12 protein-coding genes are annotated in these 13,437 nt (G+C 61.5%); 6 read left to right on the top strand and 6 right to left on the bottom strand.

The window, feature by feature from the left end:
• Positions 1 to 19: 19 nt before the first annotated feature.
• The 3 genes from HX793_RS12135 to HX793_RS12125 are packed head-to-tail and all read right to left on the bottom strand — an operon-like array spanning position 20 to position 2,457.
• Entirely contained in the window at positions 20 to 826 is an 807-nt protein-coding gene (locus HX793_RS12135; RefSeq protein WP_177095599.1) for a sulfite exporter TauE/SafE family protein, read from the bottom strand.
• A complete protein-coding gene (locus tag HX793_RS12130; protein ID WP_177095598.1) occupies positions 827 to 2,071 on the bottom strand; it encodes an FAD/NAD(P)-binding oxidoreductase in 1,245 nt (414 codons plus the stop codon).
• 50 nt (positions 2,072 to 2,121) lie between these two features.
• Positions 2,122 to 2,457, bottom strand: coding sequence for an ArsR/SmtB family transcription factor (locus tag HX793_RS12125; RefSeq protein WP_005789341.1), 336 nt, complete (start codon positions 2,455 to 2,457; stop codon positions 2,122 to 2,124).
• Between the two features lie 94 nt (positions 2,458 to 2,551).
• On the opposite strand from HX793_RS12125, the gene HX793_RS12120 reads away from it, so the two are divergent.
• Positions 2,552 to 3,415, top strand: a complete 864-nt coding sequence (locus HX793_RS12120; protein ID WP_177095596.1) for an MBL fold metallo-hydrolase — start codon at positions 2,552 to 2,554, stop codon at positions 3,413 to 3,415.
• On the opposite strand, the gene bkdR is transcribed toward HX793_RS12120, so the two are convergent.
• Positions 3,412 to 3,897, bottom strand: a complete 486-nt coding sequence (gene bkdR / locus HX793_RS12115; protein ID WP_010209335.1) for a Bkd operon transcriptional regulator BkdR — start codon at positions 3,895 to 3,897, stop codon at positions 3,412 to 3,414. The genes HX793_RS12120 and bkdR overlap by 4 nt on opposite strands.
• Positions 3,898 to 4,092: 195 nt before the next feature.
• Between bkdR and HX793_RS12110 the strand changes: the two genes are divergently transcribed.
• The 5 genes from HX793_RS12110 to HX793_RS12090 all read left to right on the top strand — a co-directional run bounded on the left by HX793_RS12110 (position 4,093) and on the right by HX793_RS12090 (position 10,254).
• Positions 4,093 to 5,328 (top strand): 3-methyl-2-oxobutanoate dehydrogenase (2-methylpropanoyl-transferring) subunit alpha, encoded by a 1,236-nt coding sequence (locus HX793_RS12110; protein WP_016978111.1) that lies wholly within the window; start codon positions 4,093 to 4,095, stop codon positions 5,326 to 5,328.
• Position 5,329: 1 nt separating this feature from the next.
• Complete coding sequence (locus HX793_RS12105; protein WP_016978112.1) at positions 5,330 to 6,388, top strand: alpha-ketoacid dehydrogenase subunit beta; 1,059 nt, start codon at positions 5,330 to 5,332, stop codon at positions 6,386 to 6,388.
• A complete protein-coding gene (locus HX793_RS12100) occupies positions 6,389 to 7,648 on the top strand; it encodes a dihydrolipoamide acetyltransferase family protein (protein WP_178905510.1) in 1,260 nt (419 codons plus the stop codon).
• Between the two features lie 3 nt (positions 7,649 to 7,651).
• Positions 7,652 to 9,031 carry a dihydrolipoyl dehydrogenase gene (lpdA, locus tag HX793_RS12095; RefSeq protein ID WP_177095591.1) on the top strand — a complete coding sequence of 460 codons (1,380 nt, stop codon included), beginning with the start codon at positions 7,652 to 7,654 and terminating at the stop codon, positions 9,029 to 9,031.
• Positions 9,032 to 9,234: 203 nt separating this feature from the next.
• A complete protein-coding gene (locus tag HX793_RS12090; protein WP_177052910.1) occupies positions 9,235 to 10,254 on the top strand; it encodes a branched-chain amino acid aminotransferase in 1,020 nt (339 codons plus the stop codon).
• A 135-nt stretch (positions 10,255 to 10,389) separates the two neighbouring features.
• Here HX793_RS12090 and HX793_RS12085 read toward each other — a convergent pair whose 3' ends face one another.
• Both HX793_RS12085 and gspD read right to left on the bottom strand, forming a co-directional pair.
• Complete coding sequence (locus HX793_RS12085) at positions 10,390 to 11,277, bottom strand: GNAT family acetyltransferase (protein WP_177052911.1); 888 nt, start codon at positions 11,275 to 11,277, stop codon at positions 10,390 to 10,392.
• A gap of 48 nt (positions 11,278 to 11,325) precedes the next feature.
• On the bottom strand, positions 11,326 to 13,437 hold the full coding sequence (gene gspD / locus HX793_RS12080; protein WP_177052912.1) for a type II secretion system secretin GspD: 2,112 nt from the start codon (positions 13,435 to 13,437) through the stop codon (positions 11,326 to 11,328).

Here is a 13,437-nt window from a genome sequence, read left to right as displayed (position 1 = left end):
AAGCTCCCTCGCCACCGTTTCAGAGCAAGGCGTTAACCAGCATTCCAATCGCCACCAGTACGCACAGGCTGGCAAACCCCACCTGCAAGATACGGGCGGGAATCACCGAGCATAGGCGTCGGCCAGCCAGCATGCCGACGATGCTTGCGCCGATAAATACCCAGCCCACCGACTCGATGCGCACACCGGCATGGAATGCACCGGCCACGCCGATCAGCGAGAGCAGGCTGATCACCATCAAGGAGGTGGCGACGATGCCGCGCATCTGCACATCGGTGAGTTGCTTGAACGCCGGCACGATCAGAAAGCCACCGCCCACACCGAGCAGGCCGGACACTGCACCGGTCACCGCGCCGAGGGCGGCCAGGGTCGCGCTGCACTTGGCGGTCCAGGCCAGGCGCCCAGTCTGCTGATCGAGCATGCAGTTCTTCTGGCCCCAGGACGCCGTGCCATGGTCACTCGGCCCTGCCTCGCGTTTTTCACGCTGCAACATGCGCCAGGCTACTAGCACCATCAACCCGCTGAACAGGCCCATCAGCAGCGCTTCCGGCAATTGGTGGGCAAGAAAAACACCCACTGGCGAAAACAGCGCACCGAGCAAGGCGATCAATAACGCGGCGCGGTAACGCACCAGGCCATGGCGCAAACCGTCAATCGCCCCTACCGCTGCCGCCGCACCGACGGCGAGCAACGACACCGGCGCGGCCTGGGTCATGCTCAGACCCAACCCCAACACCAGCGCCGGCACCCCGAGGATGCCGCCGCCCGCGCCGGTCAGGCCCATGACAAGGCCCATCAATAATCCCAACACACTGGCCAGCAGCATTCAGTCCACCTTGCTCAGGCGGGTCAGCCATTCGCGCCCCTTGAGCATGCCATTCCAGTAGAACCACGGCAGCAAAGTGGCCTTGAGGAACCACATCGAGCGGCGCGCCTGGGTCGGGTCCAGGGGAAAGGTCGGCAGCAACTTGCCGCCGTAGCCGAACTCGGCCAGCACCACCTTGCCCTTCTCCACCGTCAATGGGCAGGAACCATAGCCATCGTATTTAAGCGGCAGCGGCGCCTGTTTGCGCAGGGCCAGCAGGTTTTCAGCGACCACGACGATCTGCTTGCGTACCGCAGCGGCGGTCTTGGCGTTGGGGGTGCCGCACACATCACCCAGGCCGAAGATGTGTGGGTAGCGCAGGTGTTGCAGGCTAAGGGGGTTCACTTCGCACCAGCCGGCGGCGTCGGCCAGCGGGCTTTGGCGGATGAAATCCGGAGAAACCTGCGGTGGGACCACGTGCAGCAGGTCGAAGGATTTTTCTTCAATGCGCGCAGTGCCTTCGGCGTCCTTCACTTCGAACCAGGCCTTGCCAGCGGGGCCATCGACTTTCACCAGGTTGGCGTTGAACGCCAGGCGGGCGTCGTACTTCTCCACGTATTTCATCAACGGCGGCACGAAGGTCGCCACGCCGAACAACGCGGCACCGGCCAGGTTGAATTCGACGTCGATGTTTTTCAGCACGCCCTGCTTGAGCCAGTGATCGCAGGACAAATACAGGGCCTTTTGCGGCGCACCTGCGCATTTGATCGGCATGGCTGGCTGGGTGAAGATCGCCTTGCCACCCTTGAGTTGCTGCACCCGTTGCCAGGTGTAAGCGGCGTGCTGGTAGCTGTAGTTGGACGTGACGCCATGCTTGCCGAGGGTGTCTTGCAGGCCTTCGATCTTCTCCCAGGCCAGGCGCAGGCCGGGGCAGACAATCAGGTTTTGCCAACTGACACGCTGGCCGCTGTCAAGGATCAGGGTCTGCTCGTCGGGCAGAACTTCGGTGACGGCGGCTTGCACCCAGGTAACGCCGTTGGGCAATACATCAGCGAGCGGACGACGGGTCTTTTTCAGGTCATAGGCGCCGCCGCCCACCAGGGTCCAGGCGGGCTGGTAGCAATGATGGTCGCTCGGTTCGATCAGGATGATATTCAGGTGCGGGTCGCGCTTGAGCAGGCTGGCCAGCAGGCCAATGCCCGCCGAGCCGCCGCCGATGACTACGATGTCGCCACTGATGGTTGGGCCCCAGTGTTGGTCGGTCATGGTCTATCGCCTTTGTCATACATGCACACAAGGGTCGCTGCCGGATGGCGTCACGCCCAGCTTTTTATGACCGCGCCGCAGTACAAGCCGGACAGGGTCTTCATCACTTGAATCACTTCGTGGCTGGCCAACCCGTAGAAGATGTATTTACCTTCCCGACGGGTGGCGACCAACCCTTCGTCACGCAAAATGCCCAATTGTTGAGACAGCGTGGGCTGGCGCACGCCGGTCAGGGCTTCCAGTTCGCCGACATTGCGTTCGCCTTGGGTCAACTGGCACAGGATCAACAAACGGTCCTCATTGGCCAGGGCCTTGAGCAAGGAACAGGCCTTGGACGCCGATGCGCGCAACTGGGCGACTTCGCCCTCACTCAGAGTAGATTCCATTTGCCTCGGGTCCTTTTTGTCACTTAAGCTCAAAACATTATGTGAAAACGTAAACTGATTGTAACTACTTTTTTCTTCATCCGGGACAACCGCCATGCCAGCGCTGATTCAAGCCTTTCTGGACGACGCCTCTTCGACTTACACCTACGTCGTTTATGAAGCCGACGGCGGCCCCTGCGCCATCGTCGATTCGGTGCTCAACTACGACCCGGCCTCGGGGCGGACCGACACCGCCCAGGCCGACAAGGTCATCCGCTTTGTACGCGAGCATGGGCTGCAGGTGCAATGGCTGCTGGAAACCCACGCCCACGCTGATCACTTGTCCGCCGCGCCTTACCTGCGCCGCACGCTGGGCGGCAAGATCGCCATCGGGCAGTCGATCAGCACAGTGCAGGGCGTGTTCAAGAACCTGTTCAACCTGGAGCCGGAATTTCGCGTGGATGGCTCGCAGTTCGATCACCTGTTTGCGCCGGATGAGGTGTTTCACATCGGCACGATCAAGGCCCAGGCCCTGCATGTGCCAGGGCATACCCCGGCGGACATGGCCTACCTGATCGACGACCGGTTGATCCTGGTGGGGGACACGCTGTTCATGCCGGATGTCGGTACAGCGCGCTGTGATTTCCCCGGCGGCGATGCGCAGCAGTTGTATGCGTCGATGCGCAAGTTGCTGGGCTTTCCCCTGGAAACCGAGCTGTACGTCTGCCACGACTACCCGCCGGAAGGTCGTGAGGCAAAGTGCCGGACCACGGTGGCCGAGCAGCGGGCGGGGAATATCCATGTGCATGATGGCGTGGATGAAGCCGCGTTTGTCGAGATGCGCACCACGCGCGACGCAGGGCTGGGGATGCCGACGCTGTTGCTGCCGGCGATCCAGGTGAATGTGCGGGCGGGGAATATGCCGCCGGCGGAGGACAATGGTGTGGTGTACCTGAAGATTCCGGTCAACCACCTCTAACCCAGGTTGATGCCGTTGGCCGGTAGCGGCAACGCGGTTTTATAGCGCACTTGCTTGAGGGCAAAGCTGGAGCGGATATTGGCGACGCCCGGCACCTTGGTCAAAAAGTCCATCATGAAGCGCTCAAGCGACTGGATTGTCGGCACCAGCACCCGGATCAGATAGTCCGGGTCGCCGGCCATCAGGTAACACTCCATCACTTCCGGCCGGTCGGAGATCGCGCCTTCGAACTGCTGCAACGCCAATTCATTCTGTTTTTCCAGGCTGACGTGGATGAACACGTTGACGTGCAGCCCCAGCAGGTCGGCGTCGAGCAGGGTGACCTGGTCACGAATCAAGCCCAATTCCTCCATCGCCTTCACCCGGTTGAAACACGGCGTGGGCGACAGGTTCACCGAGCGGGCCAGGTCGGCGTTGGTGATGCGGGCGTTCTCCTGCAGGGCGTTGAGAATGCCGATATCGGTACGGTCCAGTTTGCGCATGAGACAAAATCACCTGTTTATTATGTTTATGCAGATTTTTTATCCGCAAATGATCCTGAGTGCAACGAAACACAGATAAATATTCTTCCACGCCCCGCCTATGATTGTTGTAGGACAAGATTTCTCCTATCCGGAGGCTGACTGTCAGCTAGCGCGCCCACTACAAGAAATTCACAAGATAGAGCGTAGAAAGCCATGACCCAGCAGTATGAACCACTGCGCCTGCACGTCCCTGAACCCTCGGGACGCCCAGGCTGCAAGACCGACTTCACGTACCTGCGCCTGACCGACGCAGGTCTAGTGCGCAAACCCGCCATCGACGTAGAACCCGCCGACACCGCCGACCTGGCCAAGGGCCTGATCCGCGTGCTCGACGACCAGGGCCAGGCCCTCGGCCCATGGGCCGAAGGCGTCCCGGTCGAGATCCTGCGCAAAGGCATGCGTGCCATGCTCAAGACGCGCATTTTCGACAACCGCATGGTGGTCGCCCAGCGTCAGAAAAAAATGTCGTTCTACATGCAAAGCCTTGGCGAAGAAGCCATCGGCAGCGCCCAGGCCCTGGCCTTAAACATCGACGACATGTGCTTCCCCACCTACCGCCAGCAAAGCATCCTGATGGCCCGCGAAGTGCCGCTGGTGGACCTGATCTGCCAACTGCTGTCCAACGAGCGTGATCCGCTCAAGGGCCGTCAGTTGCCGATCATGTACTCGGTCAAGGACGCAGGCTTCTTCACCATTTCCGGTAACCTCGCCACCCAATTCGTACAAGGCGTGGGCTGGGGCATGGCCTCGGCGATCAAGGGCGATACCAAGATCGCCTCGGCCTGGATTGGCGACGGTGCCACCGCCGAATCGGACTTCCACACCGCCCTCACCTTCGCCCACGTGTACCGTGCGCCGGTGATCCTCAATGTGGTCAACAACCAGTGGGCCATCTCCACCTTCCAGGCCATCGCCGGGGGTGAAGCCACCACCTTCGCCGGACGCGGCGTCGGTTGCGGCATCGCCTCCCTGCGGGTGGACGGCAACGACTTCATCGCGGTGTACGCCGCTTCCGCCTGGGCCGCCGAGCGTGCGCGCCGCAACCTTGGTCCCACGCTGATCGAGTGGGTCACCTACCGCGCCGGCCCGCACTCCACTTCGGATGATCCATCGAAATACCGTCCCGCCGACGACTGGAGCCATTTCCCTCTGGGCGACCCGATTGCCCGTCTCAAGCAGCACCTGATCAAGATTGGCCAGTGGTCCGAAGAGGAACACGCAGCGGTCAGTGCAGAACTTGAAGCCGAAGTGGTCAAGGCGCAGAAAGAAGCCGAACAGTACGGCACCCTCGCCGGCGGCCAGATTCCAAGCGCCGCGACCATGTTCGAAGACGTCTACAAAGAGATGCCGGAGCATTTGAAGCGCCAGCGTCAAGAGTTGGGGATCTGACATGAACGATCACAACAACAGTATTGAAGTGGAAACCGCCATGACCACCACCACCATGACCATGATCCAGGCCCTGCGCTCGGCCATGGATGTGATGCTCGAACGCGACGACAACGTGGTGGTGTTCGGCCAGGACGTCGGTTATTTCGGCGGTGTGTTCCGTTGCACCGAAGGCTTGCAGACCAAGTACGGCAGCTCCCGCGTGTTTGACGCACCGATCTCCGAGAGTGGCATTATCGGCGTGGCCGTGGGCATGGGCGCCTATGGCCTGCGCCCGGTGGCCGAGATCCAGTTCGCCGACTACGTCTACCCCGCCACCGACCAGATCATCTCCGAAGCGGCGCGCCTGCGTTATCGCTCGGCCGGCCAGTTCACCGCGCCACTGACCATGCGCATGCCATGCGGCGGTGGCATCTACGGTGGCCAGACCCACAGCCAGAGTATCGAAGCGGTGTTCACCCAGGTCTGCGGGCTGCGCACGGTGATGCCGTCCAACCCTTACGACGCCAAAGGTTTGCTGATCGCCTCCATCGAAAACGATGACCCGGTTATCTTCCTCGAGCCGAAACGCCTGTATAACGGCCCATTCGATGGCCACCACGACCGCCCGGTAACCCCGTGGTCGAAACACCCGCAAGCCCAGGTACCGGACGGTTATTACACCGTGCCGCTGGACGTGGCCGCCATCGTGCGTCCGGGTTCGGCGGTCACGGTGCTGACCTACGGCACCACCGTGTATGTGTCGCAAGTCGCCGCCGAAGAAACCGGCATTGACGCCGAGGTCATCGACCTGCGCAGCCTGTGGCCGCTGGACCTGGAAACCATCGTCAAATCCGTGAAGAAGACCGGTCGTTGCGTGGTGGTGCATGAAGCCACCCGCACCTGCGGTTTTGGTGCCGAGTTGGTGTCGCTGGTGCAAGAGCATTGCTTCCACCACCTGGAAGCGCCGATCGAACGCGTCACCGGCTGGGACACCCCCTACCCGCACGCGCAAGAGTGGGCGTATTTCCCAGGGCCGTCCCGAGTGGGCGCGGCGTTGAAACGGGTCATGGAGGTCTGAATGGGCACGCACGTTATCAAGATGCCGGATATTGGCGAAGGCATCGCGGAAGTTGAACTGTCGGTGTGGCATGTGAAGGTTGGCGACATGGTCGTGGAAGACCAGGTACTGGCGGATGTGATGACCGACAAGGCGATGGTAGACATTCCCTCGCCCGTGCACGGCAAGGTGATTTCCCTCGGCGGCGAGCCGGGGGAAGTCATGGCCGTGGGCAGTATTCTGATCAGCATTGAAGTGGAAGGCGCGGGCAACGCCAAGGAAGCGCCCGCCGTGAAGGAAGCGCCGAAGGCCGCGCCTGTGGTTGAAGCCAAGCTTGCGCCAGTCGTGGTTGAAAGCAAACCTGCGCCGGTTATCGCAGCCCAGGCACCTGTGGCACGTGAAGCCGACGAACGCCCGCTGGCCTCCCCGGCCGTGCGCAAACACGCATTGGACGCCGGGATTCAACTGCGTCTGGTCCAGGGCTCTGGCCCGGCGGGCCGGATTCTGCACGAAGATCTCGACGCCTACCTCCAGCAAGGTTCGGCGAGGGCATCAACGGCTGCCAACCCCTACGCCGAACGCAACACTGAAGAACAAATCCCGGTGATCGGCATGCGCCGCAAGATCGCCCAGCGCATGCAGGACGCCACCCGGCGCGCCGCGCATTTCAGTTATGTGGAAGAGATCGACGTCACCGCCCTTGATGAGTTGCGTGTGCACCTCAACGAGAAACACGGTGCTACGCGCGGCAAGCTGACCCTGCTGCCGTTCATCGTGCGCGCCATGGTGGTGGCACTGCGTGACTTCCCGCAGATCAACGCGCGTTACGACGACGAAGCCCAGGTCATCACCCGCCTCGGCGCGGTGCATGTGGGCGTCGCCACCCAGAGCGACGTTGGCCTGATGGTGCCGGTGGTGCGTCACGCCGAAGCCCGCAGCCTGTGGGGCAATGCCGAAGAAATCGCACGTTTGGCCACGGCTGCGCGCAACGGCAAGGCCAGCCGCGATGAGCTGTCGGGTTCGACCATCACCCTGACCAGCCTGGGTGCCTTGGGCGGCATCGTCAGCACGCCGGTGCTGAACCTGCCGGAAGTGGCCATCGTCGGCGTCAACCGTATCGTTGAACGGCCGATGGTGATCAAGGGCCAGATCGTGGTACGCAAGATGATGAACCTCTCCAGCTCCTTCGATCACCGGGTGGTCGATGGCATGGACGCGGCGCAATTCATCCAGGCCATTCGCGGCCTGCTCGAACAACCCGCCAGCCTGTTCCTGGAGTAAGGCATGACGCAGACATTGAATACCACGCTGTTGATTATCGGCGGCGGCCCTGGCGGTTATGTGGCGGCGATTCGTGCCGGCCAGTTGGGCATTCCGACCATCCTGGTGGAAGGCCAGGCGCTGGGCGGCACCTGCCTGAATATCGGCTGCATTCCGTCCAAGGCCTTGATCCACGTGGCCGAGCAGTTCCAGCAAACTATCCACCACAGCCAGGGTTCGCAACTGGGCATCGAAGTGGATGTGCCGACCCTGGACATCCGTAAAAGCGTGGAATGGAAAAACGGCATCGTCGATCGCCTGACCACCGGCGTCGCCGCCTTGCTGAAGAAACACAAAGTGCAGGTGATCCACGGCTGGGCCAAGGTGGTGGATGGCAAGACCGTCGACGTCGGCGACCAGCGCATCCAGTGCGAGCACTTGCTGCTGGCCACCGGCTCGAAAAGCGTCAACCTGCCGATGCTGCCGATTGGCGGGCCGATCATTTCGTCCACTGAAGCGCTGGCGCCAACGCGAGTGCCCAAGCGCCTGATCGTGGTGGGTGGCGGGTATATCGGCCTGGAACTGGGCATCGCCTACCGCAAGCTCGGTGCCGAGGTCAGTGTGGTCGAGGCACAGGATCGTATCCTGCCGGCCTATGACGCTGAGTTGACCCAGCCGGTGAATGAATCCCTCAAGCAACTGGGCGTGAAGCTGTACCTCAAGCACAGCGTCACCGGTTTTGCCGATGGCAGCCTGCAAGTACGCGACCCGAATGGCGACACCCTGTCGCTGGCAACGGATCAGGTGCTGGTTGCTGTGGGTCGCAAACCCAACACCCAAGGCTGGAACCTCGAAGCGCTGAACCTGGAGATGAACGGCGCGGCGATCAAGATCGACAGCCGTTGCCAGACCAGCATGCGCAATGTGTATGCCATCGGCGACCTGAGCGGCGAGCCGATGCTGGCGCACCGTGCAATGGCCCAGGGTGAAATGGTCGCCGAACTGATCAGCGGCAAGTCCCGCGAATTCAACCCGGCCGCGATCCCGGCAGTGTGCTTTACCGACCCGGAACTGGTGGTGGTCGGCAAAACGCCCGACGAAGCCAAGGCCGCAGGGCTGGACTGCATCGTGTCGAGCTTCCCGTTCGCGGCCAATGGCCGGGCGATGACCCTAGAGTCGAAAACCGGCTTCGTACGGGTGGTGGCGCGACGTGACAACCACCTGATCGTCGGCTGGCAGGCCGTGGGGGTGGGGGTCTCCGAACTGTCCACCGCCTTTGGCCTGAGCCTGGAAATGGGTTCGCGCCTGGAAGACGTGGCGGGCACCATCCACGCCCATCCGACGTTGGGCGAGGCCGTTCAGGAAGCCGCATTAAGAGCGTTAGGGCATGCCTTACACCTGTAAAACCGAGGTGAGGCTATCGCGGGCAAGCCCGGCTCCCACAGTGGAATGCATTCCAAATGTGGGAGCTGGCTTGCCTGCGATAGCGGTGGATCAGCCAATACAGAGGCTGAATGGTCCGCCCACCCGCTCCCACACCGGCCAAGAATGAAGTATTGTTGCGCCCATCCAGAAAAAAACCGACTTGACCAACGATAGAGGGTGTCATGGGTAACGAAAGCATCAATTGGGACAAGCTGGGTTTTGACTACATCAAGACCGACAAGCGGTTTCTCCAGGTCTGGAAAAACGGCGAATGGCAAGACGGCACCCTGACCGACGACAACGTGCTGCACATCAGCGAGGGCTCCACCGCCCTGCACTACGGCCAGCAATGCTTTGAAGGCCTCAAGGCCTACCGCTGCAAGGACGGCTCGATCAACCTGTTCCGCCCGGACCAGAACGCCGCCCGTATGCAACGCAGCTGCGCCCGCCTGCTGATGCCGCATGTGCCGACCGATGTGTTCATCGACGCCTGCAAGCAAGTGGTCAAGGCCAACGAGCACTTCATCCCGCCGTACGGCAGCGGCGGCGCGCTGTACCTGCGCCCGTTCGTGATCGGCACCGGTGACAACATCGGCGTGCGCACCGCGCCGGAATTCATCTTCTCCGTGTTCTGCATCCCGGTCGGCGCCTACTTCAAAGGCGGCCTGGTGCCGCACAACTTCCAGATCTCCACCTTCGACCGCGCCGCGCCACAAGGCACCGGTGCCGCCAAGGTCGGTGGCAACTACGCCGCCAGCCTGATGCCAGGTTCCGAGGCGAAGAAAGCCGGTTTTGCCGACGCGATCTACCTGGACCCGATGACCCACTCGAAAATCGAAGAAGTCGGCTCGGCCAACTTCTTCGGGATCACCCACGACAACCAGTTCATCACGCCGAAGTCGCCTTCGGTACTGCCAGGCATCACCCGCCTGTCGCTGATCGAACTGGCCAAGACCCGCCTGGGCCTGGAAGTGGTCGAGGGCGAAGTGTTCATCGACAAGCTGGACCAGTTCAAGGAAGCCGGCGCCTGCGGTACGGCTGCGGTGATTTCGCCAATCGGCGGCATCCAGTACAACGGCAAGCTGCACGTGTTCCACAGCGAAACCGAAGTCGGCCCAATCACCCAGAAGCTCTACAAAGAGCTGACCGGTGTGCAGACCGGCGACGTTGAAGCGCCGGAAGGCTGGATCGTCAAGGTCTAAGCAACCCTGAAAAAAAACCCAATGTGGGAGCGGGCTTGCTCGCGAAAGCGGTTTGTCAGCACTGAATTAGGTGACTGATACTCCGCATTCGCGAGCAAGCCCGCTCCCACATTTTGATCTTCGACATTCTCAAGATTACGATGGGATATTCGCCAAAAGCTTCTTGCCCATGCTGATCCTCGGCTCCACCCCATACCCCAATGCCTCGTAGAACCCCACCACCGCATCATTGCCGCCGTTGATCTGCAGGTTGATCTTCATGCAACCCAAGGCGGTCAATGCCTGTTCCGCATGACGCACCAGTGAGGACCCCAAGCCATGGCGCCGATAGTCGGCATGCACCGCCACTGAATACAGCCAGCCACGATGGCCGTCATAACCGGCCAGAACCGTTCCGATCACCGTCTTTTTATCCGTGGCCACGAAGAACAGCCCGTCGTTGACGGCCAGCTTCTTATCGATAGCCAGGGTCGGCACGTTATGCGCAGTATCATAGCCAAAGGCCTGCTGCCATAACGTAACCACTTGCGCCCGATGCTGACGGTCGCGGTACGGCCCGATGGGATGCCGGGACAGCAGCGTCTTTTCCATCACCAGCGTACGCTCGTTGCCGTGGTAAACGTCGCGCACGGTGTTGAACCCCAGCTTGGTGTAGAACGGCTCGGCCGTCAGTGATGACGGCACGCTCAATACCGTCACCCCCGCCTCACGGGCGCGCAGTTCAATCTCGATCATCAACAGCCGGCCAATGCCTTGCCCTTGCAAAGCTGGATTGACGAACACCGAGCGCACCACATTACCGTCAAGGGCGGCGGTGGCGACGATCAGTTGATCTTGAATGGCCACCAGTACCAGGCGGCGCTTAAGCAAGGCCAACACGGCATCAGGCGTGAAATTACTGGCCACCCGCGCAATCACATCGGCCGGATAATCCCGCGCATTACTGCTGTGCAAGGCCGCCAGGATGACCTGGCTGATCCCTTCGGCATCGGCTGCCTGGGCGAGACGGACGACGGTAGACATGATTCCTCCTGATTGACGGCGCAATAACAAACACCTATGTACACCAACCTACCCCCCTGGCCGCAACAACTGCATCTGCTGCCGATAATCATCCGTCACCTGCCGCGCCTGCCCACTGCTGGTAATCACCTTAGGCGTAATCAACACAATCAGCTCCGTCCGATCCTTCGACTTGCTGGTACTCCCAAACAACCACCGCAACCCCGGAATCTTCCCCAGGTACGGCACAGCACTCACACTCTCCCCGTTGTCCTGCTTGATCAACCCCCCCAGCAACACCGTCTGCCCACTCTGCACCGCCACCTGCGTCGACACCGAGCGCGTCGAGATACGCGGATTCACCGGCGTGTTGCTGTTCGCACTCTGACTCTCGGCATCACTGACTTGCTGCTGAATATCCATGTACACCAACCCACCCGGATTGATCCGCGGCACCACGTCCAGAATCACGCCCGTCTGCACATACTCGACACTGCTCAACGTGGTATCCGCATCCCCGGTATTCACCGTGGTCTGGTTGATCGGAATGTTATCCCCCACTTGAATCTGCGCCGGCTGGTTGTTCATCACCACCAGCGACGGCGCCGACAGCACCTGGGTGCGGCCATTGGTTTCCAGCGCATGCAACGCCACCTGCAGATTCGAACTGACAAACGAGTAGAACAACGAATCCGTCGCCCCCAACCCCGCCCCACCCCCGCCGAGTGCGCCCTGGCTGCCGGAAGCGTTGGCGACGGTGGTGCTGGAGGAATTACCCGCCAGCCGCCCCAGGTACCACTGCACGCCCAAGTCCAGTTCACCGGTGAGCTTGACCTCAAGAATCCGCGTCTCGATCTGCACTTGCAGCGGCGGGTTATCGAGCCGCTTGATCGCCGCTTCGATCTCTTTCCACTGCGCGGGCCGGGTGCGCACCAGCAGTTGATTGCTGCTCTTTTGCGCGGTAATGCGGGTGCCGGCTTCAAGCGCGCTGGTGGGCGCGACCTCCTTCTCGTCAGGCTCCGGCGCTTCGGCAGCAGGTGGGTTGTTCTGCAAGCCGCCGGTATTGAGTGACGACAGGGTCGTGGTGCGCAGGCCAGGCGCGACCTTGGCCGGTGTGTCGTCCTTGATCGCGCCGGTGCCGTAGATCTGCCGCAAGTACTTGGCCAGGTCGGCGGCCTTCATATTGCGCACGTCGTAGACGTACATCTGCGGCTCGTTGCCGCCACCCTCGTCGATGGTGCGAATCCAGTCGCCCACTTCGCTGAGGTACTGTGGCTGGGAAGAAATCGCCACCACCGAGTTGGTCCGTTCAATCGGCAAAAAGCGCAGCATCCCGGCCAGGGGCATGCCGCTGTCAGGGCCGAACAGGCTTTGCAGCTGGGGCATCAATTCGGCCACGGAAGCCCGTTGCAGGCCGAACACGCCCACCGACATGCCTTTGAGCCAGTCCACATCAAAGGTGTCGATGGTGTCCTGGTAGTTGGCCAGTTCATCCGAGGTGCCAGCCAGGCTCAGCACGTTGCGGGCCGGGTCCACCAGCAGGAACGCATTCTCACGGGCGAAGGGCTTGAGCAGTTTCTGCATCTCGGTGGCAGCGATGTAGCGCAGCGGAAACAGCCGCGCCGACAGGCCGCTGGACGGTTGCGCCACGCTCATCTGCGGCACCAGCTTGCCCGCCACCGCTTGGTTGGCGGGCAGAATCACATAGCGATCACCCTGTTTGATCATCGCGTTGTCGGTCCAGGACAGCAGGGTTTCGAGGATCGACAGCGCCTGTTGTTTGTCCACCGGCTTGGAGGTGGAAAAGCTTACATTGCCCTTCACGCCTTGGGCGATGCTGTAGTTTTCATGCAGCAGGTCGCCCATCACGCTGTTGATCACCGCTTCGATGGGCTGGTCGGCGAAGTTGAAGACGATATCGCCACCCTCCTCTTTCGCCACCGGCTGCGCTGCCGGCCCGCGCATGAACTGCTGGTTGCCACGGATCAGTTGGCGCTGCGTCGGTGTTTTCACCGCAGGCGGTGGGCTTTCCGGCACGGCTTGCTCGGTCGGCGGGCGTTGCGAGCCGGTGCCTTGCATCGCTTCGTGCAGCAGATCGTCGTCCGCATCCAGACGGTCGGGGAAGGATCCACAGCCGCTCAGGACAAAAGCGGTCGCCAGGCAAAACGTTGAGGTGCGCAT

Source organism: Pseudomonas reactans (assembly GCF_013387025.1).
Taxonomy (GTDB): domain Bacteria; phylum Pseudomonadota; class Gammaproteobacteria; order Pseudomonadales; family Pseudomonadaceae; genus Aquipseudomonas; species Aquipseudomonas reactans.
The sequence above is the reverse complement of the archived record's forward strand: the minus strand, read 5'-3'. Positions and strand labels throughout refer to the sequence as shown.